This window comes from Sulfitobacter sp. S190, from assembly GCF_025141935.1.
Classification (GTDB): Bacteria; Pseudomonadota; Alphaproteobacteria; order Rhodobacterales; family Rhodobacteraceae; genus Sulfitobacter.
Window position 1 is genome coordinate 2,083,907 of record NZ_CP081120.1, and the last position, 18,397, is coordinate 2,102,303.

Annotated in this window: 17 protein-coding genes; 11 read left to right on the top strand and 6 right to left on the bottom strand. The window is 61.3% G+C overall.

Features of this window, described 5'->3' with window-relative positions; translation table 11 throughout:
- The first annotated feature begins 32 nt into the window (after window positions 1-32).
- From K3756_RS10565 to K3756_RS10580, 4 genes are all read left to right on the top strand, one after another.
- Complete coding sequence (locus K3756_RS10565; protein WP_259987196.1) at window positions 33-1,001, top strand: tripartite tricarboxylate transporter substrate binding protein; 969 nt, start codon at window positions 33-35, stop codon at window positions 999-1,001.
- 56 nt (window positions 1,002-1,057) lie between these two features.
- Complete coding sequence (sauS, locus tag K3756_RS10570; RefSeq protein WP_259987197.1) at window positions 1,058-2,461, top strand: acylating sulfoacetaldehyde dehydrogenase; 1,404 nt, start codon at window positions 1,058-1,060, stop codon at window positions 2,459-2,461.
- On the top strand, window positions 2,458-3,969 hold the full coding sequence (locus tag K3756_RS10575; RefSeq protein WP_259987199.1) for an AMP-binding protein: 1,512 nt from the start codon (window positions 2,458-2,460) through the stop codon (window positions 3,967-3,969). The genes sauS and K3756_RS10575 overlap by 4 nt, the downstream gene beginning before the upstream one ends.
- A 70-nt stretch (window positions 3,970-4,039) precedes the next feature.
- Complete coding sequence (locus K3756_RS10580) at window positions 4,040-5,473, top strand: MFS transporter (RefSeq protein ID WP_259987200.1); 1,434 nt, start codon at window positions 4,040-4,042, stop codon at window positions 5,471-5,473.
- Window positions 5,474-5,479: 6 nt separating this feature from the next.
- On the opposite strand, the gene K3756_RS10585 is transcribed toward K3756_RS10580, so the two are convergent.
- The 3 genes from K3756_RS10585 to K3756_RS10595 all read right to left on the bottom strand — a co-directional run bounded on the left by K3756_RS10585 (window position 5,480) and on the right by K3756_RS10595 (window position 8,959).
- A complete protein-coding gene (locus K3756_RS10585; RefSeq protein ID WP_259987202.1) occupies window positions 5,480-6,148 on the bottom strand; it encodes a hypothetical protein in 669 nt (222 codons plus the stop codon).
- A gap of 3 nt (window positions 6,149-6,151) precedes the next feature.
- The gene (locus tag K3756_RS10590; protein WP_259987204.1) at window positions 6,152-7,552 is read right to left on the bottom strand and encodes a selenium-binding family protein; all 1,401 of its coding nucleotides are present in this window, start codon (window positions 7,550-7,552) and stop codon (window positions 6,152-6,154) included.
- 432 nt (window positions 7,553-7,984) lie between these two features.
- Window positions 7,985-8,959, bottom strand: coding sequence for a dipeptidase (locus K3756_RS10595; RefSeq protein WP_259987205.1), 975 nt, complete (start codon window positions 8,957-8,959; stop codon window positions 7,985-7,987).
- Window positions 8,960-9,195: 236 nt separating this feature from the next.
- On the opposite strand from K3756_RS10595, the gene K3756_RS10600 reads away from it, so the two are divergent.
- Together K3756_RS10600 and K3756_RS10605 are read left to right on the top strand one after the other, a co-directional pair.
- A complete protein-coding gene (locus K3756_RS10600; RefSeq protein WP_259987206.1) occupies window positions 9,196-10,146 on the top strand; it encodes a L,D-transpeptidase in 951 nt (316 codons plus the stop codon).
- Window positions 10,143-10,913 carry an extensin family protein gene (locus tag K3756_RS10605; protein WP_259987207.1) on the top strand — a complete coding sequence of 257 codons (771 nt, stop codon included), beginning with the start codon at window positions 10,143-10,145 and terminating at the stop codon, window positions 10,911-10,913. The genes K3756_RS10600 and K3756_RS10605 overlap by 4 nt, the downstream gene beginning before the upstream one ends.
- 7 nt (window positions 10,914-10,920) lie before the next feature.
- On the opposite strand, the gene K3756_RS10610 is transcribed toward K3756_RS10605, so the two are convergent.
- A complete protein-coding gene (locus K3756_RS10610) occupies window positions 10,921-11,808 on the bottom strand; it encodes a LysR family transcriptional regulator (RefSeq protein WP_259987208.1) in 888 nt (295 codons plus the stop codon).
- 124 nt (window positions 11,809-11,932) lie between these two features.
- On the opposite strand from K3756_RS10610, the gene K3756_RS10615 reads away from it, so the two are divergent.
- The 5 genes from K3756_RS10615 to K3756_RS10635 all read left to right on the top strand — a co-directional run bounded on the left by K3756_RS10615 (window position 11,933) and on the right by K3756_RS10635 (window position 16,528).
- A complete protein-coding gene (locus K3756_RS10615; protein ID WP_259987209.1) occupies window positions 11,933-12,895 on the top strand; it encodes a tripartite tricarboxylate transporter substrate binding protein in 963 nt (320 codons plus the stop codon).
- On the top strand, window positions 12,892-13,368 hold the full coding sequence (locus K3756_RS10620) for a tripartite tricarboxylate transporter TctB family protein (RefSeq protein WP_259987210.1): 477 nt from the start codon (window positions 12,892-12,894) through the stop codon (window positions 13,366-13,368). Before K3756_RS10615 ends, K3756_RS10620 begins: the two co-directional genes overlap by 4 nt.
- A gap of 3 nt (window positions 13,369-13,371) precedes the next feature.
- Window positions 13,372-14,880 (top strand): tripartite tricarboxylate transporter permease, encoded by a 1,509-nt coding sequence (locus tag K3756_RS10625; RefSeq protein ID WP_259987211.1) that lies wholly within the window; start codon window positions 13,372-13,374, stop codon window positions 14,878-14,880.
- Window positions 14,880-16,067, top strand: a complete 1,188-nt coding sequence (locus tag K3756_RS10630; protein WP_259987213.1) for a CaiB/BaiF CoA-transferase family protein — start codon at window positions 14,880-14,882, stop codon at window positions 16,065-16,067. The genes K3756_RS10625 and K3756_RS10630 overlap by 1 nt, the downstream gene beginning before the upstream one ends.
- 62 nt (window positions 16,068-16,129) lie before the next feature.
- Window positions 16,130-16,528, top strand: coding sequence for a hypothetical protein (locus K3756_RS10635; RefSeq protein ID WP_259987215.1), 399 nt, complete (start codon window positions 16,130-16,132; stop codon window positions 16,526-16,528).
- On the opposite strand, the gene K3756_RS10640 is transcribed toward K3756_RS10635, so the two are convergent.
- Window positions 16,525-17,850 (bottom strand): sorbosone dehydrogenase family protein, encoded by a 1,326-nt coding sequence (locus K3756_RS10640; protein WP_259987217.1) that lies wholly within the window; start codon window positions 17,848-17,850, stop codon window positions 16,525-16,527. The genes K3756_RS10635 and K3756_RS10640 overlap by 4 nt on opposite strands.
- Before the next feature lie 133 nt (window positions 17,851-17,983).
- Entirely contained in the window at window positions 17,984-18,337 is a 354-nt protein-coding gene (locus K3756_RS10645; RefSeq protein WP_259987219.1) for a c-type cytochrome, read from the bottom strand.
- Between the last annotated feature and the right edge of the window lie 60 nt (window positions 18,338-18,397).

Sequence of the window (18,397 nt, forward strand, 5' to 3'; positions counted from 1 at the left end):
GCAGATATCCATTTCCTAGGGAGGAACGATCAATGAAAAAACTATTTGCAGGAGCGGCCATCGCACTGGCCAGTCTCACAAGCACAGCGCTGGCCGATGGCCATGCGAACTACCCCGAAAGGCCGATCATGATGATGGTCAGCTATGGCGCGGGCGGTGCGACCGACTTCCAGGCACGTATCGTGACCATGACGGCCGGCAACGAAGACGCGCTTGGCATGCCGATTGCGATCATCAACAAACCCGGTGCGGGTGGCCGCGTTGGCTGGAACTGGCTGGCGGGACAGGCCGAGGCGGACGGCTACACGCTTGGGGCCTATAACATCCCCCACTTCATCGCACAGTCCATCAAGGGCGGCGTCGAATATTCGCGCGACAGCTTTGAGCCGATTGCCAACTGGGGTGCCGATCCGGCGGTGCTTGTTGTCGGGGCAGACAGCGAATTCAATTCTCTGGGTGATGTCGTGGAGTTCGCGAAGGCAAACCCCGGCAAGCTGACAACGTCCGGTGCAGGTCTGTTCGTGGGTCACCACATCGCCGCGCTTCAAATGGAAAAAGCGGGCGACATGAAGCTGGCCTATATTCCCACCAAAGGTGGTGGTGCAGCAGCCATGAAGGCCGTGATCGCGGGTGACGTCATGGCCGGCATCAACAACCTCAGCGATGCGTTCCGCGCGCGCGAAGCGGGCAACGTCAAGATCCTTGCCGTGGCCGATCTGGAGCGCAACGAATTCCTGCCCGATGTGCCGACCATGATGGAAGCGGGGCTGGATGTTGACAACTCCTCCGTCAACTTCCGCGGCGTGATGGTGCCCAAGGGAACACCGCAAGGCATCATCGACAAGCTGGCCGAAACCGTGCCGGCCATGTTCGAGAATTCCCGCGTTGCCGGCAAAATGAAGGCAGGCGGATCGCCGATGCACGTGATGAAACGGGACGAGGTGCTCGAGATGTGGGCCGCCCGCGAAGAAACGCTCAAGGACCTGCTCGCCGGTCTTTGACAATAGCCTGAAGGGGGCGCAGAGCTGCGCCCTCTTTTACCCGAAAGGAAATGACCATGAACGCCCCCGACGCCCTCGCAGAAGTTGACGCAATCGTCGCGCGTGCGCGTGCCGCACAGGCCCGCTTCGAAGCCGGTGGGAGTCAGGCACTCTACGACCGCGCCGCATTGGCCGCGGGATGGGCGATCATGGACCCCGACCGCAACCGGCACCTCGCCGAACTGGCGGTCGAAACCACCGGGCTGGGAAATGTGCCCGACAAGATTACGAAAAACCACCGCAAGACGCTGGGTTTGCTGCGCGACATATCGTCGGCCAGAACCTATGGCGTGATAAAGGACGATCCAGCCACCGGCATCACGGAAATCGCCCGCCCGATTGGCGTGATCGGCGCGGTGGTCCCGTCGACCAACCCCGGCGCGACCCCCGCCAATAACATCATCAACGCGCTGAAATGCGGCAATGCCATCGTGGTATCGCCCTCGCCCAAGGGCGTGCCGACCTGCGAGGCGCTGCTGGACTACATCCATGCGGAGTTTGACAAAGCCGGGATCGACCGCGATCTGGTCCAGATGATCCCCGGTCGCGGGTCCAAGGACAAGACGCAGCGATTGCTCGAAATCTCCGATCTGATCGTGGTGACGGGGTCACAAAACAATGTCAGACGGGCCTATACATCCGGCACGCCCGCCTTGGCCGTCGGCGCGGGCAACGTCACCGTGATTGTCGACAGCACTGCCGATCTTGCCGCTGCCGCAGACAAGATCTGCGCGTCCAAGACGTTCGATAATGCCACGTCCTGTTCTTCAGAGAATTCGGTCGTGGTGCTGGACGCCGTTTACGACGCTTTCGTGGACGAGATGGCACGCACGGGTGGTGCGCTTGTCCGTGACGAGACGAAAGTCACCGACAAACTCTGGGTCAAAGGCCATCTGAACCCTGCGGCAATCGCGCGCGATGCGGACGAGATGATCGCGGCCCTGGGGCTTGAGAACGACGTCCCCGCGGGTACGAAATACATCGCGGTGGAAAGCCGCGGGATCGGCAGCGATCATCCTCTGTCGGGCGAAAAGCTCAGCCGCGTGCTGACGGTTTACCGCGCGGCCGATTTCGATGCCGCGGTCCGGATCACGCGCGATATCCAGTTGCATCAGGGGCGCGGACACTCTGTCGGGATCCACACAGCCGATGACGACCATATTCTGACCTTGGCCAAGGCGATCCCCACCAGCCGCGTTATCGTCAATCAGGCCCACACATTTGCGACGGGCGGGGCTTTCACCAACGGCATGCCGTTTTCGCTGTCGATGGGCTGCGGATCGTGGGGCGGCAATTCCATTGATACGAATGTGCATTGGCGCCATTTCATGCAAACGACCAAGATCGTGCGTGAAATACCCGGTCACGAGCCTGCGCCCGAGGAGATATTCGCGGGGTACTGGGCCGAGGTCGGCAAATGATCTTTTCGGCGCAGGTCCCCCCCGAGGGCACGGTGCGCGACTGGCTCGATGCGCGGGCGCAAGAGGGCGGCACCGCGATCGTGTTTCCCGAAACCGGGGAAAGGCTGGAATGGTCAGAACTGCGGGACACGGCTGCCGCGATGGCCCGCGTCATGGTGGGACGAGGCATAGGCAAGGGCGAAAGCGTGGCCATCGTTCACCCCAACGGCAAGGCGGGGGTCGAAGCGCTCTACGCCACGCTATATGGCGGGTTCCGCGCCACGATGATCAACCTTGCCGCCGGACCCGATGCAATCGCCTATGCGCTGGCGCATTCGCGCGCGCGCTTCGCCTTTGTGCATCCCGATCAGCGCAGCGCCTTCGACGCAGCCGCGCCCGCGGCGATGCACGTGCTGGATCCGGCGCAGTTTGACCCCGCGGACCAGACGGCGTTGCATCCGCTCGCATCTGCGGATCACGCCCTGCTGATGTATACCTCTGGCACGACGGGGCGGCCCAAAGGCGTTGTGCACACCCATGCGAGCCTGCTTGCCGGAGGGTGGACGACCGCGGTTGCGCATGATCTCGGGCCACGCGACCGGGGGTTTTGTGTACTGCCGATCTACCACATCAACGGCCTGTGCGTGACCGTCATGGGCGCGCTGGTCTCCGGCGGGTCGCTCGCCATGGTGTCCCGCTTCTCCGCCCGCGCGTTCTGGGATCAGGCCGACAGCGCCGGGATCACGTGGTTTTCGGTTGTGCCGACGATCATCAGCCACCTGCTGCACGGGCAGACCGACCCGACGGACGCACTGTGTGCGCGCCTGCGCTTCGGCCGTTCCGCATCGTCGGCGCTGGCGATCGAGACGCAAACCGCGTTCGAGAAGCGTTTCGGCGTGCCCATTATCGAGACGATGGGGCTGACCGAGACCGCGGCGCAGATCCTGTCGAACCCCCTGCCCCCGGCGATGCGCAAAATCGGATCACCCGGGCGCGCCTACGGCAACGAAGTCCGCATTCTTGCACCCGACATGACAGACGCTCCCGTCGATACAGAGGGCGAAATCGCCATTCGCGGCCCGAACGTGATGGCGGAATACCTGTTCAACCCCGACGCCACGGCGGCGACGTTCGTGGGCGATTGGCTGCGCACAGGCGATCTGGGCCGGATCGACGCGGACGGCTACGTTTTTGTGACGGGGCGCCTGAAGGAGTTGATCATCAAAGGGGGCGAAAACATCGCGCCACGCGAAATCGACGAAGTGCTCTACGGGCATCCCGATGTGGTCGAGGCCGCAGCCTTCGCGCGGGCCTGTCCGCGCTACGGCGAAACCGTTGAGGCGGCGGTGGCCCTGCGGCCTGAAGCGACACTGGCGGCTGACGATCTGATCGCGCTTTGCCATGATCGTCTGGGCGCGTTCAAATCCCCCGATCTGGTGCACGTGATGGCCGAATTGCCAAAAGGACCGTCGGGAAAAATCCAGCGGATGAAGCTGGCCGACATGCTTCAGACCGCCACCGCGCAATAGCCCCGCGCATTTATGTCATGACCGCTTCAATCTGCGCGACTTGGATGCACTTCCGGTGTAGCCTGCGGGCATGAGCACCACACTCCCGCTTCCCTGTACCGCGACCGGCACCGCCGTTGATCCCGCGCGCGGCGATTGTCCCGACCAGAACGGCACGCTCGTTGCAACCATCCTCGGATCGAGCCTCGCGTTCATCGTCGGCTCGATCATCAACGTCGCCTTGCCGCAAATGCAGACCGAATTTGGCGTCGGCGCAACCGGCGCCCAGTGGATCGTCAACGCCTACCTCCTGCCGCTGGGGGCGTTTGTGCTGATCGGCGGCGCTCTGGGCGATCATTACGGGCGCAAGCGGGTGTTCATGGCCGGTCTGGTTGTCTTCCTTCTGGCCTGTCTGCTGTGTGCCGTGGCGTGGAGCTTTCCCGTTTTTCTGATCGGGCGCGCGTTCGAAGGGATCGGGGCCGCGATGCTGGCGCCGACGTCACTGGCGATTATCGCGGACGGGTTCTCGGGCCGCGCACGCGGCACCGCGATTGGCACTTGGGCCGCAGCGGGCGCCGCGGCGGGGGCAATCGCTCCGCTTGCCGGTGGCGTGATTGTCGATCTGGCCAGCTGGCGATGGGCATTCGCGGCCGTTGTGCCGTTGGCGGGCTATGCGGTAATCGTCGCACGTCGATCCGTGCGCGAGAGCAAAGCCGCCGCGGATGAGGTCGCCCCCCTTGACTGGACCGGTGCCGCCCTGTCGGGTGCGGCCCTGCTTGCGCTGATTTACGCGTTGATCGCGCTGCCCGAACGCGGCGCTACACCATTGGTGGGCGCGACGCTCGTGTCGGGGATCATGCTGGCCGGATTGTTCGTCACGGTCGAGAAGCACAAAGGCACGCGGGCCATGACGCCGCTGGCGCTCTTTACCAACAAGACCTTTGTCGGCCTGTCGTTGCTGACACTGTTCCTCTACGCCGCGCTTGGCGGACTTCTGGTTCTGCTGCCCTACGTCCTCATCCGCGAACTGGGCTATAGTGCGACGGCGGCCGGCGCCGCAATCCTGCCCTTCCCTATGGTGATGGGGCTGCTGTCCCGCTTCGCGGGAGGAGCGCTTGCCGACCGGTTTGGCACGAGAACGCTTCTGGGCTTCGGATCGCTTTGCGTGGCTGCGGGGTTCTTCGTGTTCTCGCGCGCTGCGGGCGACACACTGTCCTACTGGGGGTTGTTGTTTCCGGCGCTGATCCTGATGGCGATCGGCATGGCGACCTCTGTCGCGCCCCTGACGACTGCAGTGCTCAACAGCGCAGGTGCGCGCTATACCGGCGTGGCCTCCGGCATCAATAACGCGATCTCGCGGATCGCGGGGCTGGTGGCGACAGCCCTTCTGGGCATCGTGCTGATCGGATGGGCCGATGATCTGATTGCGGGGTTTGCCCTTGCCGCATGGGCAGGCATGGCGCTTTCTGTCGCGAGTGCGACTGCCGCATTACTTCTGGTGCGTGAAGCGCAAACGCAAGATTGAAAGAACCTAGTGACCGGCAATGGCCGAATAGAGCCCGAATGCCCCAACGGCGATCAGGCTGAAGGCCCATAGTAGATCAAGGTTGAACCAGGTACGTGACAGAAATTTGAGACCGAGCCAGAGGTAAATCACGACCGCAATCACGCCGCCGGCAACCGTCATCGACAGCGTATGCACGGCCGCGACGGCAAAAGCAGTGCCAAGATTGCCCCCCATCAACATCTGGGCGGCCTGATGGCCCATGTCATCGGCCGCAATGGCGCAAATCCCTAGATAAATCGGCACCAGCATCAGCCCCGCGCCGTGGGCCATCGCAGCGAGAAACGACCAGAGAATCAGCCGCGCGGGATGAACCCGTGCCAGAATGCGCGGATGGCGACGGTTGATCAGCAGATAAATCCCCATGCCGATCACCAGAACGCCTGCGCCGATCCGGATTTCGCGTTCCCAATCGACAAGCACCAGCATCAGCGAGAACGGCAGCAGGATGCCGATCATCGCCACGAAATGCCCCAACGCCAGCAACCCCAGCGCGCGTGGCAATGCGCGGTGACGCAGCTCCATCAGCGCCGCCGAAACGGCCAACGGCCATCCCATACCGGGATTGATCCCGTGGTACAGGCCGGAAAAAATGACAGCCCACCAAAGGGCTGTCACGGACGTGGCGTCGATCATCCGCTAGACGGACGGATAGCAGAAGCTGTCGGTGGAACAATCGCCCCCTTCAAGTCGGATCTGGTGCGAGCGCAGCCCTTCGGGAAAGTTGATGTAGAAATCTTGGTTCAGGGTAAGACCGCCGTTTTCCCCCACATCTGCCATCACCATCTGCCCGCCTTCGTCGTCGGGGTAGAATTGGTCATCCCACGTCGAATAAAGCGAATTCGTCCAGTAGACCCGCTTGCCGTCGCGGCTGATCTCGACCATTTGCGGCCCATAGGCAAAATCCTTGCCATTGGGGTGTTTCGTACCGCGCGCCACACCGCCCAGTTCGACCTTGCCCGCAAGCACCGGGTTCATGGGGTCGGATACGTCATACTGGTGCATTTCGCCCAGCCCCCAGCACGCGACATAGAGATATTTGTCATCAAGAGACAAATCGATGTCAGTGACAAGCGGTGGCACCGCTTCGAAGCCTTGCAAAAGCGGCGGCAGATTTTCGGGCTTTTCGGGCCGCGGGTCGATGGTGATCGTCTTTTTCGCCTGCCATGTCCCGTCGTCGCCCCGCCACCACGTAAATATGGCACCTTGCAGATTGGTCGTATCCACAACGACACCGCAGAAACCGTAGGATTTGGTCGGGTCGTGCGCGGGCCTGATTTCGAGCGCCATCTGGTAATTTTCACCAAAATCGATCGTCTGAATGTTCTTGCGTGCGCGCAAATCCCAGAAATGGATCGAGTGGCCGTATTTGTTGCTAAGCAAATCCTCGGGCACGACCCCGTTTTCGAACTGCGGAGGCAATCCCCACTCGGAGCTGACCATGTAATCCTGCGGCAGGTTCCACCAAAAGTCGTAGTGCTTGTCCTGTTTGCCGCGGTCCATCTCGTACTGGCCGATGATCTCGAAGGTCTCGCAGTCCATGATGAAAATGCCGGGGGGGCCATCTGTCCCGTCTTCGCCGCCGCCGCCAAGGCACGACACATAGATGCCTTCCGGGCCGCAGTGGATTGTGTGGGGCCGCGAATACCCTGTCTTGGCAAACAGCTCTTCGGGTTCGATTGTCTTGTGGATTTTCGCCTTGAGCGGCTCTTTGACGTCGATCACGTAAATCCGCGAGGACCGGATGCCCGGCACAATCAGATAGCGGCGCTCGAGAAAGGCATGGCCTGTCAGCGGCGACAGGGACGAGGAACAGGCGTTCCAGCCAAAGTGGTGGAATTCATCACCTTTGTTGGGAACGATCACCTGATGCACGATCTCGCCGTAGGTGTCCGATCCGGGTTTGAGGTCAATGACCGCAATCCCGTCTGATTGGGACCCGTCGGGGCTGAGCATCACGGTGAAGGCAAAGTTTTCGATTGGGGCCTGCATGGCCAGCTTCGGTGACGCGTGGAAGGTCGGATCTGGTCTAAGGTTCATAAAATTCCTCCTTGTTTGGCTGGTCGCCCCGTTTGCGGGATCGTCCTATTGGGCCAAATCGAACCGACACAGCGGCAAGTTGGTGCGACAGCGCATAATTGCGCACGCCCTGCAGCAAAGCGGCAGACACCTCAGTGTCCGTAGGCCATGCCCACGACTGAAAACATCAAAGCGATTCTAAGCAAGGTTAATCGTCCTGTAGGTGCAGGACAGCGGGGCTAGATCCACTTCATGATGCAGCTGCAAGAAATTGAATTATCTACGTATTTTTGCATCCAGCAAAGGTGAACTGCACCCAACTTCGGGCACCCGCCGCATTTACACGCCGAAAAATGCTATATCAAACCAAAGCGCATTATTTTCAATTCTCTAGAAGGCGAACCTCACCGTCCGCATCAACTCTCGGCCGACCCGGCGGTTCGAATGATGGCCTCACGCCATGGCCGTGAAATTCTCTGCGTAAAATCGGTACCAGTTGCCGCCCATGATCCCTGCGACCTCTTCGTCGTTCAGGCCAATTGCCCGCAAGCCCGCTTCGATTTGATCAAAGTCACGGTTGTCCTTGAACCATGTCGGCATGGGCGGAAAGCCGGGAGCGGCCGCAGAGCCTTCGCCGTAGTCGATCTCCTTGCTCCAGCGACCGACGCGCATCCACTCTACGATACTGTCGGGCTGGTCCTGACACAGGTCGGTACCGATCCCCAAATGCTCCGCACCGAATTTTTCCGCCGTGCGCGCGATCATTTCGCAAAAACTCTGCAATGTGCAATCGGACTTGTCACGCAGATGGTGGGGATAAACGGAAAAGCCAAGCATACCGCCATTTTCGGTCACCGCACGGATCACGTCGTCCCTCTTGTTGCGCAGCGCGGGCGACCATTCATACGGGTTGGCGTGGGTAATTGCGATAGGCCGTTCGGAGAGATCTGCCGCCTCGATGGTCGAGCGATCGGCAGAATGGCTCATATCGACGACAAGCCCGACACGGTTCATTTCGCGGATGACCTGTTTTCCCATTCGAGTGATGCCGGTGTCCTCGGCCTCGTAACAGCCTGTGGCGAGCAAGGATTGGTTGTTGTAGGTCAATTGCATAAACCGCGCCCCCAACGTGTGCACGATTTCAACCAGTCCGATATCGTCTTCGATCGGGCTGGGGTTCTGGAACCCGAAGAATATCGCGGTGCGGCCCGTTTCACGCGCCCTGTCGATGTCGCTGGCCCATTGGCCCTTCATGATCAGGTCTGGATATTGCTCGAACCAGCGGTTCCACCGCTCGAAGTTCAGCACCGTTTCGCGAAAATTTTCGTGGTAGGCGATGGTCACATGGACAGCATCGACCCGTCCTTCGCGCATCTGGCGAAAGATTTTCTCGGACCAGTTTGCATACTGTAGATTATCGATCCGCATGGCCGGTCCCCGCATATTTGGCAACGCTTTGCTTTCCGGTCTTCATTCTCGCCTTCCCGGACAGCTTTGCGGACACAACACATCCATTTCCGACCGAAAGCAACCCGCACCGGACTGCCCCAGTACAGCAAAGGGCCACGCGCGGTACCGCTTTAGGTGCGTTCGAAAAAATAAAGTCGATCAGGTGAACCAACCGGCCCCTACCGCGTTGGTTTTAAAATAACAAAAGGCCTATCATGCGAATTTCCCATATCTGTGCACTTCTTCTGGCATCCGGTCCCGCTTTTGCCCTGACACCCGATGACATCACTTCAGCGACCTACGATGGCGGCAGCCTGCCCGAGGGCCAGTCGGGGGTGACGGTCAAATTGCAGGTGCTGCTCGACCGCGCGGGCGTCTCGCCCGGTGTGATCGACGGCTACAAGGGCGGGATGAGCGAGAGCGCGTTGCGCGGATTTGAAGAACGCGAGGGTTTCCCCGTCGATGGCACGCTGGACAAAGACGTCTGGGCCGCCTTGGGCGCGGACAGTGCTGCGCCGATCCTCACGTCATACACCGTCACTGAAGAGGATGCGGCCAACCTGACTGATAAAATCCCTGACAATGTGGCCAAGAAGGCAAAGCTGGACCAATTGGGATACACCCGTGTCAGCGAAAAGTTGGCCGAGCGGTTCCACATGGACGAGGATTTCCTGCGCGCCTTGAACGAAGGTGCGAGTTTTGCACCGGGATCGACCCTCATGGTTACCGATCCCGGCGCGCGGCTTGAGGGAACGGCCGACCGTGTGGAAATCCGCAAATCCGACCGTCGCGCCGTGGCGTTTGATGCCGCAGGGAATATGCTGACCAGCTATCCTGTCGCGATCGGATCGCAAGAGACCCCGTCGCCTGAAGGTCAGGTAGAGGTCGTCGCCGTCGCGATGGACCCGACCTACAGTTATCGACCTGACACGAATTTTGTGGCCGACGGCGTGGAAGAGGCACTGACCCTGCCACCGGGTCCGAATGGTCCGGTGGGAACGGTCTGGATTGATTTGTCGAAACCCACCTACGGCCTTCACGGGACGGACACCCCCGCCAAACTTTTCGAAAATGACAGTCACGGCTGCGTGCGGTTCTCCAACTGGGATGTGGAAGAGCTTGCCTTTCTCGTATCTCAGGGCGTTTCCGTCGAATTTGTCGAATGATGCGTTTTTGCGTCATACCCCTGATCTGCGCGGCACCGCTGGCCGCGCAGGAACTGGCCCCCGACGTGTCCCCTTTGCCCGAGAACAGACCTGCCGCCGAAGCAAGCGCGCCTCCGCCAAAGCCGCAGCCCACGCCTTCGACCGAATTGGTTTCGGCAGGCGCACGCGATCTTCTGCGGCTGGACGATGAGGCATATGCCACCTGCCTCTCCCAACTTGATGACATGGGCGTGACCTATACCGAAATCGCCGCGATCATCCCGGAAAACGACCGCGATTGCGGCATCCTGCGCCCCGTCGAGGTGACACAGCTTGAGGGGGATATCGCGATTGAACCCGCAGCGACCCTGCGATGCCCCACCGCCGTTGCCGTCGCGGCATGGGCCCGCGATTTTGTGGTGCCGGCCAGCCAGCGTCTGGACGATCGCGGCGCGTTGGCGGTCATTGAAAACGGATCGGGCTATATCTGCAGGCGGCGCAACAACGCCGCCGATGGCAAGCTGTCCGAACATGCGTTTGGCAACGCGATGGATATCATGGGCTTTCGCTTTGACGAAGGTGCCCCAATTGCGGTCCAGCCGCGCGAAGCCGAAGGGTCAATGGCAGAGGCGTTTCAGGACGCCGTTCGTGCTGCGGCCTGCCTTGAATTCTCGACTGTCTTGGGCCCCGGATCAAACGCTGCGCATGACGACCATCTTCATCTCGACATCGTCGCTCGGGGAAGTGGGTACCGGCTGTGCGAACAGGGTGGTGCCACCACGGACTGATACGCGCCTACCCGTGCGGGACCTTGGCGTCGAACAGACGCTGCAAGGTCTCGCCAAAGGTTTGCGATGCGGCGTTCGTCGCCTTCTGTCGGGCCATGAAATACCCGAACTCAATACTCAATTCGTCAATCCACGGCACAAGCGCAATTTCTTGCGCCAATTCCGGATCAAGCGAAACTGCATCGGCGAACGTATACCCGAGACCCTGATGGACCAATCGGTAGGCGGCCGTTCCGACCGACACCTCGTAGGCGGGTTTTGCCAATCCCTGAACACGGCTGTCGATCAGGCGGCGCAGCACGGTTGATCCGTCCAGCGCGATATAGGGCACCCCTTTCACGTCGTCGGATGTCAGGACCCTGCGGGCGGCCAATGGATGCGCGCGCGGGACTGCGACGCACAACCGCGCTGCTCCCAACCGTGTCGGCTCTGGCATTTCGACCGGCAAAGGCAGTGTGGACACGCACAAATCGAAACTTCGGTGCATGATGCGCCTGCCCAGATCACGGCGCAGCATGATTTCCAGTTTCACCGGTTGGTCCGGAAACCGCTGCGCGAACTCCGCAATCGCGGGCAAGACCAGCCCGTTCGCCACGCGGGTCTGGGAAACGATACGCAAAGGAGCGGGTCCGCTTTTTCGCATCCGCTCGAAAACCGACGGCAGCTCGTCAATCTGCGCAAGCAGACTGAGCGCTTCGGGGTAGAACTGCTCGGCCTGCGGTGTCGGAACCAATCGCTTCTGATCCCTGTGGAACAGGGCAACTCCGTACTCCTGTTCCAAAAGCCCCAATTGCCTGCTGGCCGCGGATTGGCTCAGGTGCATCCTGTCAGCCGCCCGCGCAAGGGTGCCTTCTTCCATGATATAGACAAAGATGCGTAGCGATCTGAGGTTCATTGTTCCAATTATTCGATTTATGGATGCAATAATTGCGTTTTTTCTAATTTGATTTGCTTGCTACGGTCCAGTCATAATTTAAAACACGCTCCGCTTGCGGGCGTCCTGTCTGTGGGAGGACATCATGAAAAGACGCGATTTTGTGCAGGCCGGCTTTGCGGCAACGGCTCTTGCGGCGGCGGGACCCGCTTGGGCGGAATGGACACCACGCCGCCCGATCAACGTAATCCTGCCCTATTCGGCAGGGGGCGGTACAGACGCCTTGGCCCGCGCGGCGGCAGCGTCCGCTGAAGGCATCCTGCCGGTCCCGATGGTGATCGTCAACAAACCCGGATCGTCAGGTATCACCGGTGCGACCGAAGCCGCTGCCGCCCGCCCCGATGGCAATACCATGATGGTCACCTCGGCGGGATCGTTCCTGTTGACGTCGATGTTGCGCGACACGGATGTCGACCCGTTCGACAGCTTCGAGATCATTGCGCAGATCGGCAATCTGACGCCCGCAGTTATTGTTCCTGCCAACAGCCCGTTTCAGTCGGTGCAGGATCTGGTCGACGCGGCCCGCGCCAACCCCGGCGCGTTGCGGTGGGCGCACAACGGGCGTGGCGGGTTCCATCAGGTTGCCGGGCAGAGCTTTCTTGACCGCAACGCCCTTGATACGCAGGACGTCCCGTTCAAGGGCGGTGGTCCGACCCGGGCCGCGGTCATAGGTGAACAGGTGGATTTCGCCTTTGTCGGCATTCAGCAGGCGGCCGGTTTCGAGAACGAGCTGCGCGTATTGGCGCTGGCAGCACCCGAACGCGACGCCGTGCGCAGCGATGTGCCGACCCTTGCGGAGTTGGGCTTCGACTACGTCGCCGTATCATCACCGATCGTTTTCTTCGCGCCCAAGGGCACAGATCCCGACATCGTCGAAGGAATGGAAAGCGCGCTCAAGGCGATCACCGAAACCGATCAATTTGCGGGGCTGATGCGCGAGCGCGGCAATGTGCCCGCTTTCCTGAACGGTGCCGATACCGAAGCGCGCCTGCGCCGGATGCGCGATGAAACGCAGCCCGTCATCGATGCATTGAAATCGCAGGGATGACGGTGACACCTGAACCGGCCCCTGCCGCGCGCGCCGTGGGCACAGCGTTGATCCTGACCGGCATAGGCGCCACCGCGGCCAGCCTTTCGATCGGGCTTGACCAATACGGGCGATGGGGTGCGCGGTATTTTCCGCTCGCAGCGTCCGCTTCCCTGCTCGTGCTGGGCGTCATCGAATTGCGCGCCAGCGCAAAGGACCGGCGGCTGGACCGGTCCCATCTTGCGGCCATCGCGGGGCTTCTGGCGTTGTCAGTCGCCTATGTCTGGACGATCTCCGCCTTCGGCTATCTCATCGCCACTGCACTCGCGGCACCTCTCGCCCTGCTGCTGTTCGGCGTGCGATCGGTCGCCGGCCTGTGCGCCGCTTCGGTCCTGTGCCCGCTTGCCTACCATCTGGTATTCTTCGTCGGTCTGGGTGTTTTTCCGCCTCTGGGCCGCTGGTTCGACCTGCTTGACCTGATCGGGGGATATTGACCGATGGACATCATTGCGGGCTTGGCGACGGTGCTGGGCGATCCTGTCCTGCTGGCGTGGGTGTTGCTTGCGTCCGTCGTGGGCATGATCGTGGGGGCCATTCCGGGGCTTACGGCTTCGGCTGCCATCGCAATGCTGTTGCCGCTGACGTTCTACATGGAGCCGCTTCCCGCTTTGGCATTTTTGTATGTCATCGGAAAATCGGGGCGGTATGGCGGATCGATTGCCGCGATCCTGTTCAATACACCCGGCACCGCCGCGTCAGCCGCAACGCAATTGGACGGCTATCCGCTGGCCCGTCAGGGCAAGGCCGCAAAGGCGATGAAGGTCGCGACAATTTCATCTGTGATCGGGGATCTGACGGGCGAAATCCTCTTGATTGCAGGCGTTGCATGGATCGCGGCGATTGCCCTGCGCCTTGGACCACCCGAGCTGTTTGCAGTGTATTTTGCGGCCTTTGTGGTGATTGGATCGGTGATCGGCAAATCCGTTGTACGCGGGCTTGCCTCGGCGGCACTGGGCATTTTGGTGGCCATGGTCGGGCTCGACCCGATCAGCGCGACCGAAAGGTTCACCTTTGGCAGTTTCGACCTGACCAACGGCATTTCGCTGGTCCCCCTGATGATCGGTATCTTCGTGCTGGGTGAGGTTTTTTCCCAGCTTGAGACGCGGCAAAACCAACCCGCGCTGGCGGCAGCGTCCCCCGGTGATCCTTCCGACAACACGCTGAGCTGGGCCGAATACAAACCGTGTATTCCCCATGTCGTCAGATCGTCGTTTATCGGCGCTTTTATCGGCATGCTGCCGGGTTTGGGATCCGCGATCGCCGCCTTCGTGGCCTACGGCGAGGGAAAGCGGCGCGCGCGTGATCCGCAGGCGTGGGGTCGCGGTGCGCTCGAAGGGATTGCCGCTCCCGAAGCGGCCAATAACGCGGTCAGCGGCCCCTCGATGGCCCCGCTTCTGACACTGGGGATACCGGGATCGACCATCGGCGCGATCCTGATCGGCGTATTCCTGATCCACGGGATCCAGATCGGGCCTGCGCTTTTTCTCACCAGCCGCGATCTGATCTTTGCCCTTTTTGCCTGCGGCCTGATCGGCATCGCCATGTACGGTGTCATCGGTTACTTCGGCGCTGCGTTTGTGGGGCGTTTCATCACGCGCATACCGGCGCAGGTGCTGTATCCCGTTATTTTCCTGACTGCATTCGTTGCGGCCTATACCTCGCGGGGCAATCTGTTCGACGTCTATGTCATGGTTGCTGCGGGCTTTGCCGGTTGGGGCATGCGCAAGCTCGACTTCAACCCCGCCGCTTTCATCATTTCCTTCGTTCTTGCGGGCGGCGCGGAAGAGGCGTTTCGCCAATCACTTCTGCTCAGCGACACGGGCCTGATGATCTTTGTGACCCGACCGATCGCGCTGGCATTTCTGCTGATCGGCGTCGGCGCGTTGGTCTTGCGGGTGCGTCGTCTGGCACGACAACGGCACGCATCCGTGCAGGGAAGCGTGTGATGGGCGCGCCGCTCGACGGGATACGGGTGATTGACTGGACACATGTCCTGGCAGGGCCCGCGTGCGCCTATATGCTCGCCCAACTGGGTGCCGAGGTCATCAAGGTCGAACGTCCTGGGCGCGGTGACGCCATGCGCCACCGTGGCGGCAGTGACCGCGATGCTGCAGCCGCTGGCATGAGTACCGCCTACCGTACGCAGGGCGCGGGAAAGCAATCCATCGCGATCGATCTCGAAACGCGCGAGGGCCACGCGGTATTCTCGCGTTTGCTGGAACGCGCGGATGTTCTGGTCGAAAACCACCGTCCTGCCACGCTGCAGCGGCTGGGCCTGAGCGAAACACATACCCGCGCGATCAATCCGCGCCTGATCCATTGCGCGATGACAGGGTACGGCCGGGGCAACGCCATGTCGGACGCCCCCGCGTACGACGTCAACATACAGGCGATCAGCGGTTTGATGGCGCTGACCGGCACCCGCACGACGGGCCCCTTGCGCACCGGCGCGCCGGTGATCGACTACGCGACCGCGCTCGCTGGCGCGCTTGGCGTTCTTTCGGCCCTGCTGGCACGGCACACCAGTGGCGCAGGCCGTTTCGTAGATGTCTCCATGCTCGAAACCGCGTTCACGCTGATGGGCTCGACAATTGCCGACTACCGCCTCACCGGCATCGCACCACAACCGCGCGGCAACACGGCAAACAGCCGCTCGCCCGCGTCCGGCGTCTTTGCCTGCGCCGAAGGACAGATCAGCCTCGGCGTCAATGAGCAAGCGCAGTTCGAGGCGCTCTGCCGCGCCCTTTCCCGGCCCGAATTGGCCGCTGATCCGCGTTTCACCACCGCAGCTGCACGCGACGAAAACCGCGGCGCCCTCGCAGATGTTTTGGTGCATGTCTTGCAGTCAAAAAGCGCGGATCATTGGGAGGAAACACTGCTGGCCGCGGGCGTGCCCTGCGCCCGGTTGCGCAGCCTGCCGGAAGCGCTGGAACTGCCCGCCGCCACACACCGCGCATTTGCAACACGTGGTCCCGGCGGATTTGCCGGCTTGCCGTTTGGCGCCGATGGGCCCGCCTCGGATCACCCCCCGCCCCCGCTTGGCGCCGATACGCGCGCGGTGCTGCGGGCGCTGTCCTATTCCGATGCCGACATTGCCGATCTTGTCGCGCGTGGTGCGGTGGGTACAACCTGAGCAGGCTTGCCGTGCCGAACGGATCGCGCAACACTGTGTGGCACCATTATCGGAGAGTTGGTGTGCGAAAAGCCAGCCTATGCATCAGTATTGTTATCGCCCTGTCGCCACGCGCGGGCCACGCGGATGTCGCGGCTGCCAAGGCACAGGCGCGGGCCGGTCAGTTCGACGCCATGACCGAGATCGGTTGTGCGCAGGAACAAGGCCAGCCAATGGGCCGCTGTGAAGCCCAAGCCGCACTCGCAGGGGATGCCACGGCCGTCAAAGTGACCTTCGACAATGGTTTCGCGCGAACGCTCCTGTTCTCGAACAAGGCGTTCCTACGCGGTGATGCGACGATGTCCGGCACTGGAAAAGACACCGATTGGCATATCGCACAAGGGTTCTATTTCGTGCGGGTCGATGACCAGCGGTTCGAAATTCCCGAAACGCTGGTCACAGGGGCTTTGTCCCGCGATTAACCGCCCGGCGTCAGCTTGTAGATGATGCCTTCGTCGATCGAGGTATACAGGCTGCCGTCCGGGCCCATCACGACAGACCGAAAGCGGCCCGGCTCCATCGGCAGGGTCATTTCGGTCACGTCTTCGACGTCCGTGCCGTCATCGTTGAACTGGATCACGTCGATGCGCTGGCCGATCGGGGTCCCCCCGAAGCCGATGCCCATGATGCCGACGACCATCGCACCGTTCCATTCACCCCAGGCGTCGCCCTCCAGAAAGGCCGCCGAAGAGGTGCCTTGCGACCAGCCGTTGTTGTTCCAGATCGGTGGCATCGCGTCGGGGTATGTGTCGAAGTCAGTCATCGGCATGAAGGCCGCGCGTTCATAACGGTTCATGCCATCGGCCTGATTTGGGCTATACCCGCAGTAGTCATCCGGACAATCGCCGCGGCCCGCCATATTGGGGCGCGGATCCCACCCGGCGTTGCCACCGTTTTGCAAGACGGTGATCTCGTCCGAATGCCAGGGCCCGTGTTCTGCGGTGGCCGCCGCGCCCGTTTCCGGATGAAACGCGATCCCCTGAACGTTGCGGTGGCCATAGGTATAGGTGCGGGGGTCAAACCCTTCGGGCGGGCTGTTGTCCGCGATCGCCGCGCCATCCGTGTCGATCCGCAACACTTTGGAGCCCATCATCGTCGGACTTTGCGGAACCTGCCCGTTGTGGGTATCGCCCGTGGTCAAAAACAGATGCCCGTTGGCATCAAATCGCACGCGCCCGCCGTTGTGCGCACCCGGCCCGCCGAACGGGTGATCGGAGGCCGCCATCTTGTAGGGCACATCATCCACGATATCGGTGCGGTCGGCGACTTGCGTAAAGTCCTCGTTCAAGGTGAACCGCATCAACCGGTTCGTATGCGGATCGGACATGTTGGACGTCGAATAGACATAGATCCGGCGGTTATTGGCAAAATCGGGATCAAAAGCGACCCCCATCATGCCCGCCTGCCCTTCGCAAAACAGATCAGTGCCATTGGACGCATAGCCGTCCGTCTCTCCGACGCCGTAAAGCGCGGTGACGGTGCCATCGGGCATGCGCACCGAAAGACCACGGCATTTTTCGGTAAACAGCATCGTGCCATCGTCGAGAAACGCCATGTCCCAGGGATTGTCCAACCCGTCGAGAACCACTTCATGTTGCAGACTGGTTGTATTCATACCGCTCTGTGCAAAGGCGGCCGTTGTCAGCAACGCGGTACCGGCGAGCAATGCGGCGGTTGCGGGCAAAGCAGAAAAAGACGTGACGTGTTTCATGATTTCCTCCCAGAAGACGAATGCTATTTCCATCCGGGAGCGCCTGGCGGCACGATCAGTCCCGGCTGGCCGAGGGCTCAACCATAGGTCTGCGCGCGCCGACCGGTCAACGAATTTCTCGTCATGCTAGAAAATGCCGCAGTATCAACGATCTCGGCTGCGATCTTCAATCAAACGCGGTCGCCACGTAGACCGAGATATTGGCAATGTCCTCATCGGACAGCTTCTTGGCGTGGCTGATCATGAGGATGGAATTCGGCCCGATCTTTTCACCCGACCGGTAAATGCGCAGCTTTTCGGCGATATACTCGGGTGACTTGTCGGCAAGCGCGGGATAACTCGCGGCCCCTTGCGCCTTGTTTCCATGACACGCGCGACAGGATTTTTGAAAAATCTTCTGCGCCGCTTCCACATCAATCTCCTGCGCGGAGGGCAAACCGGCGGTTTCAGCATCGCTGTCCGCGAGTGCGCCAGCCGCAAACAATGCCAGTACAATACTCAGAACTGCGGGTTTTAACATTGGCACACTCTCCATTCATGGGGTCCGGGATCAGGGCGTTCGGTGATCTTGCCAGCAACT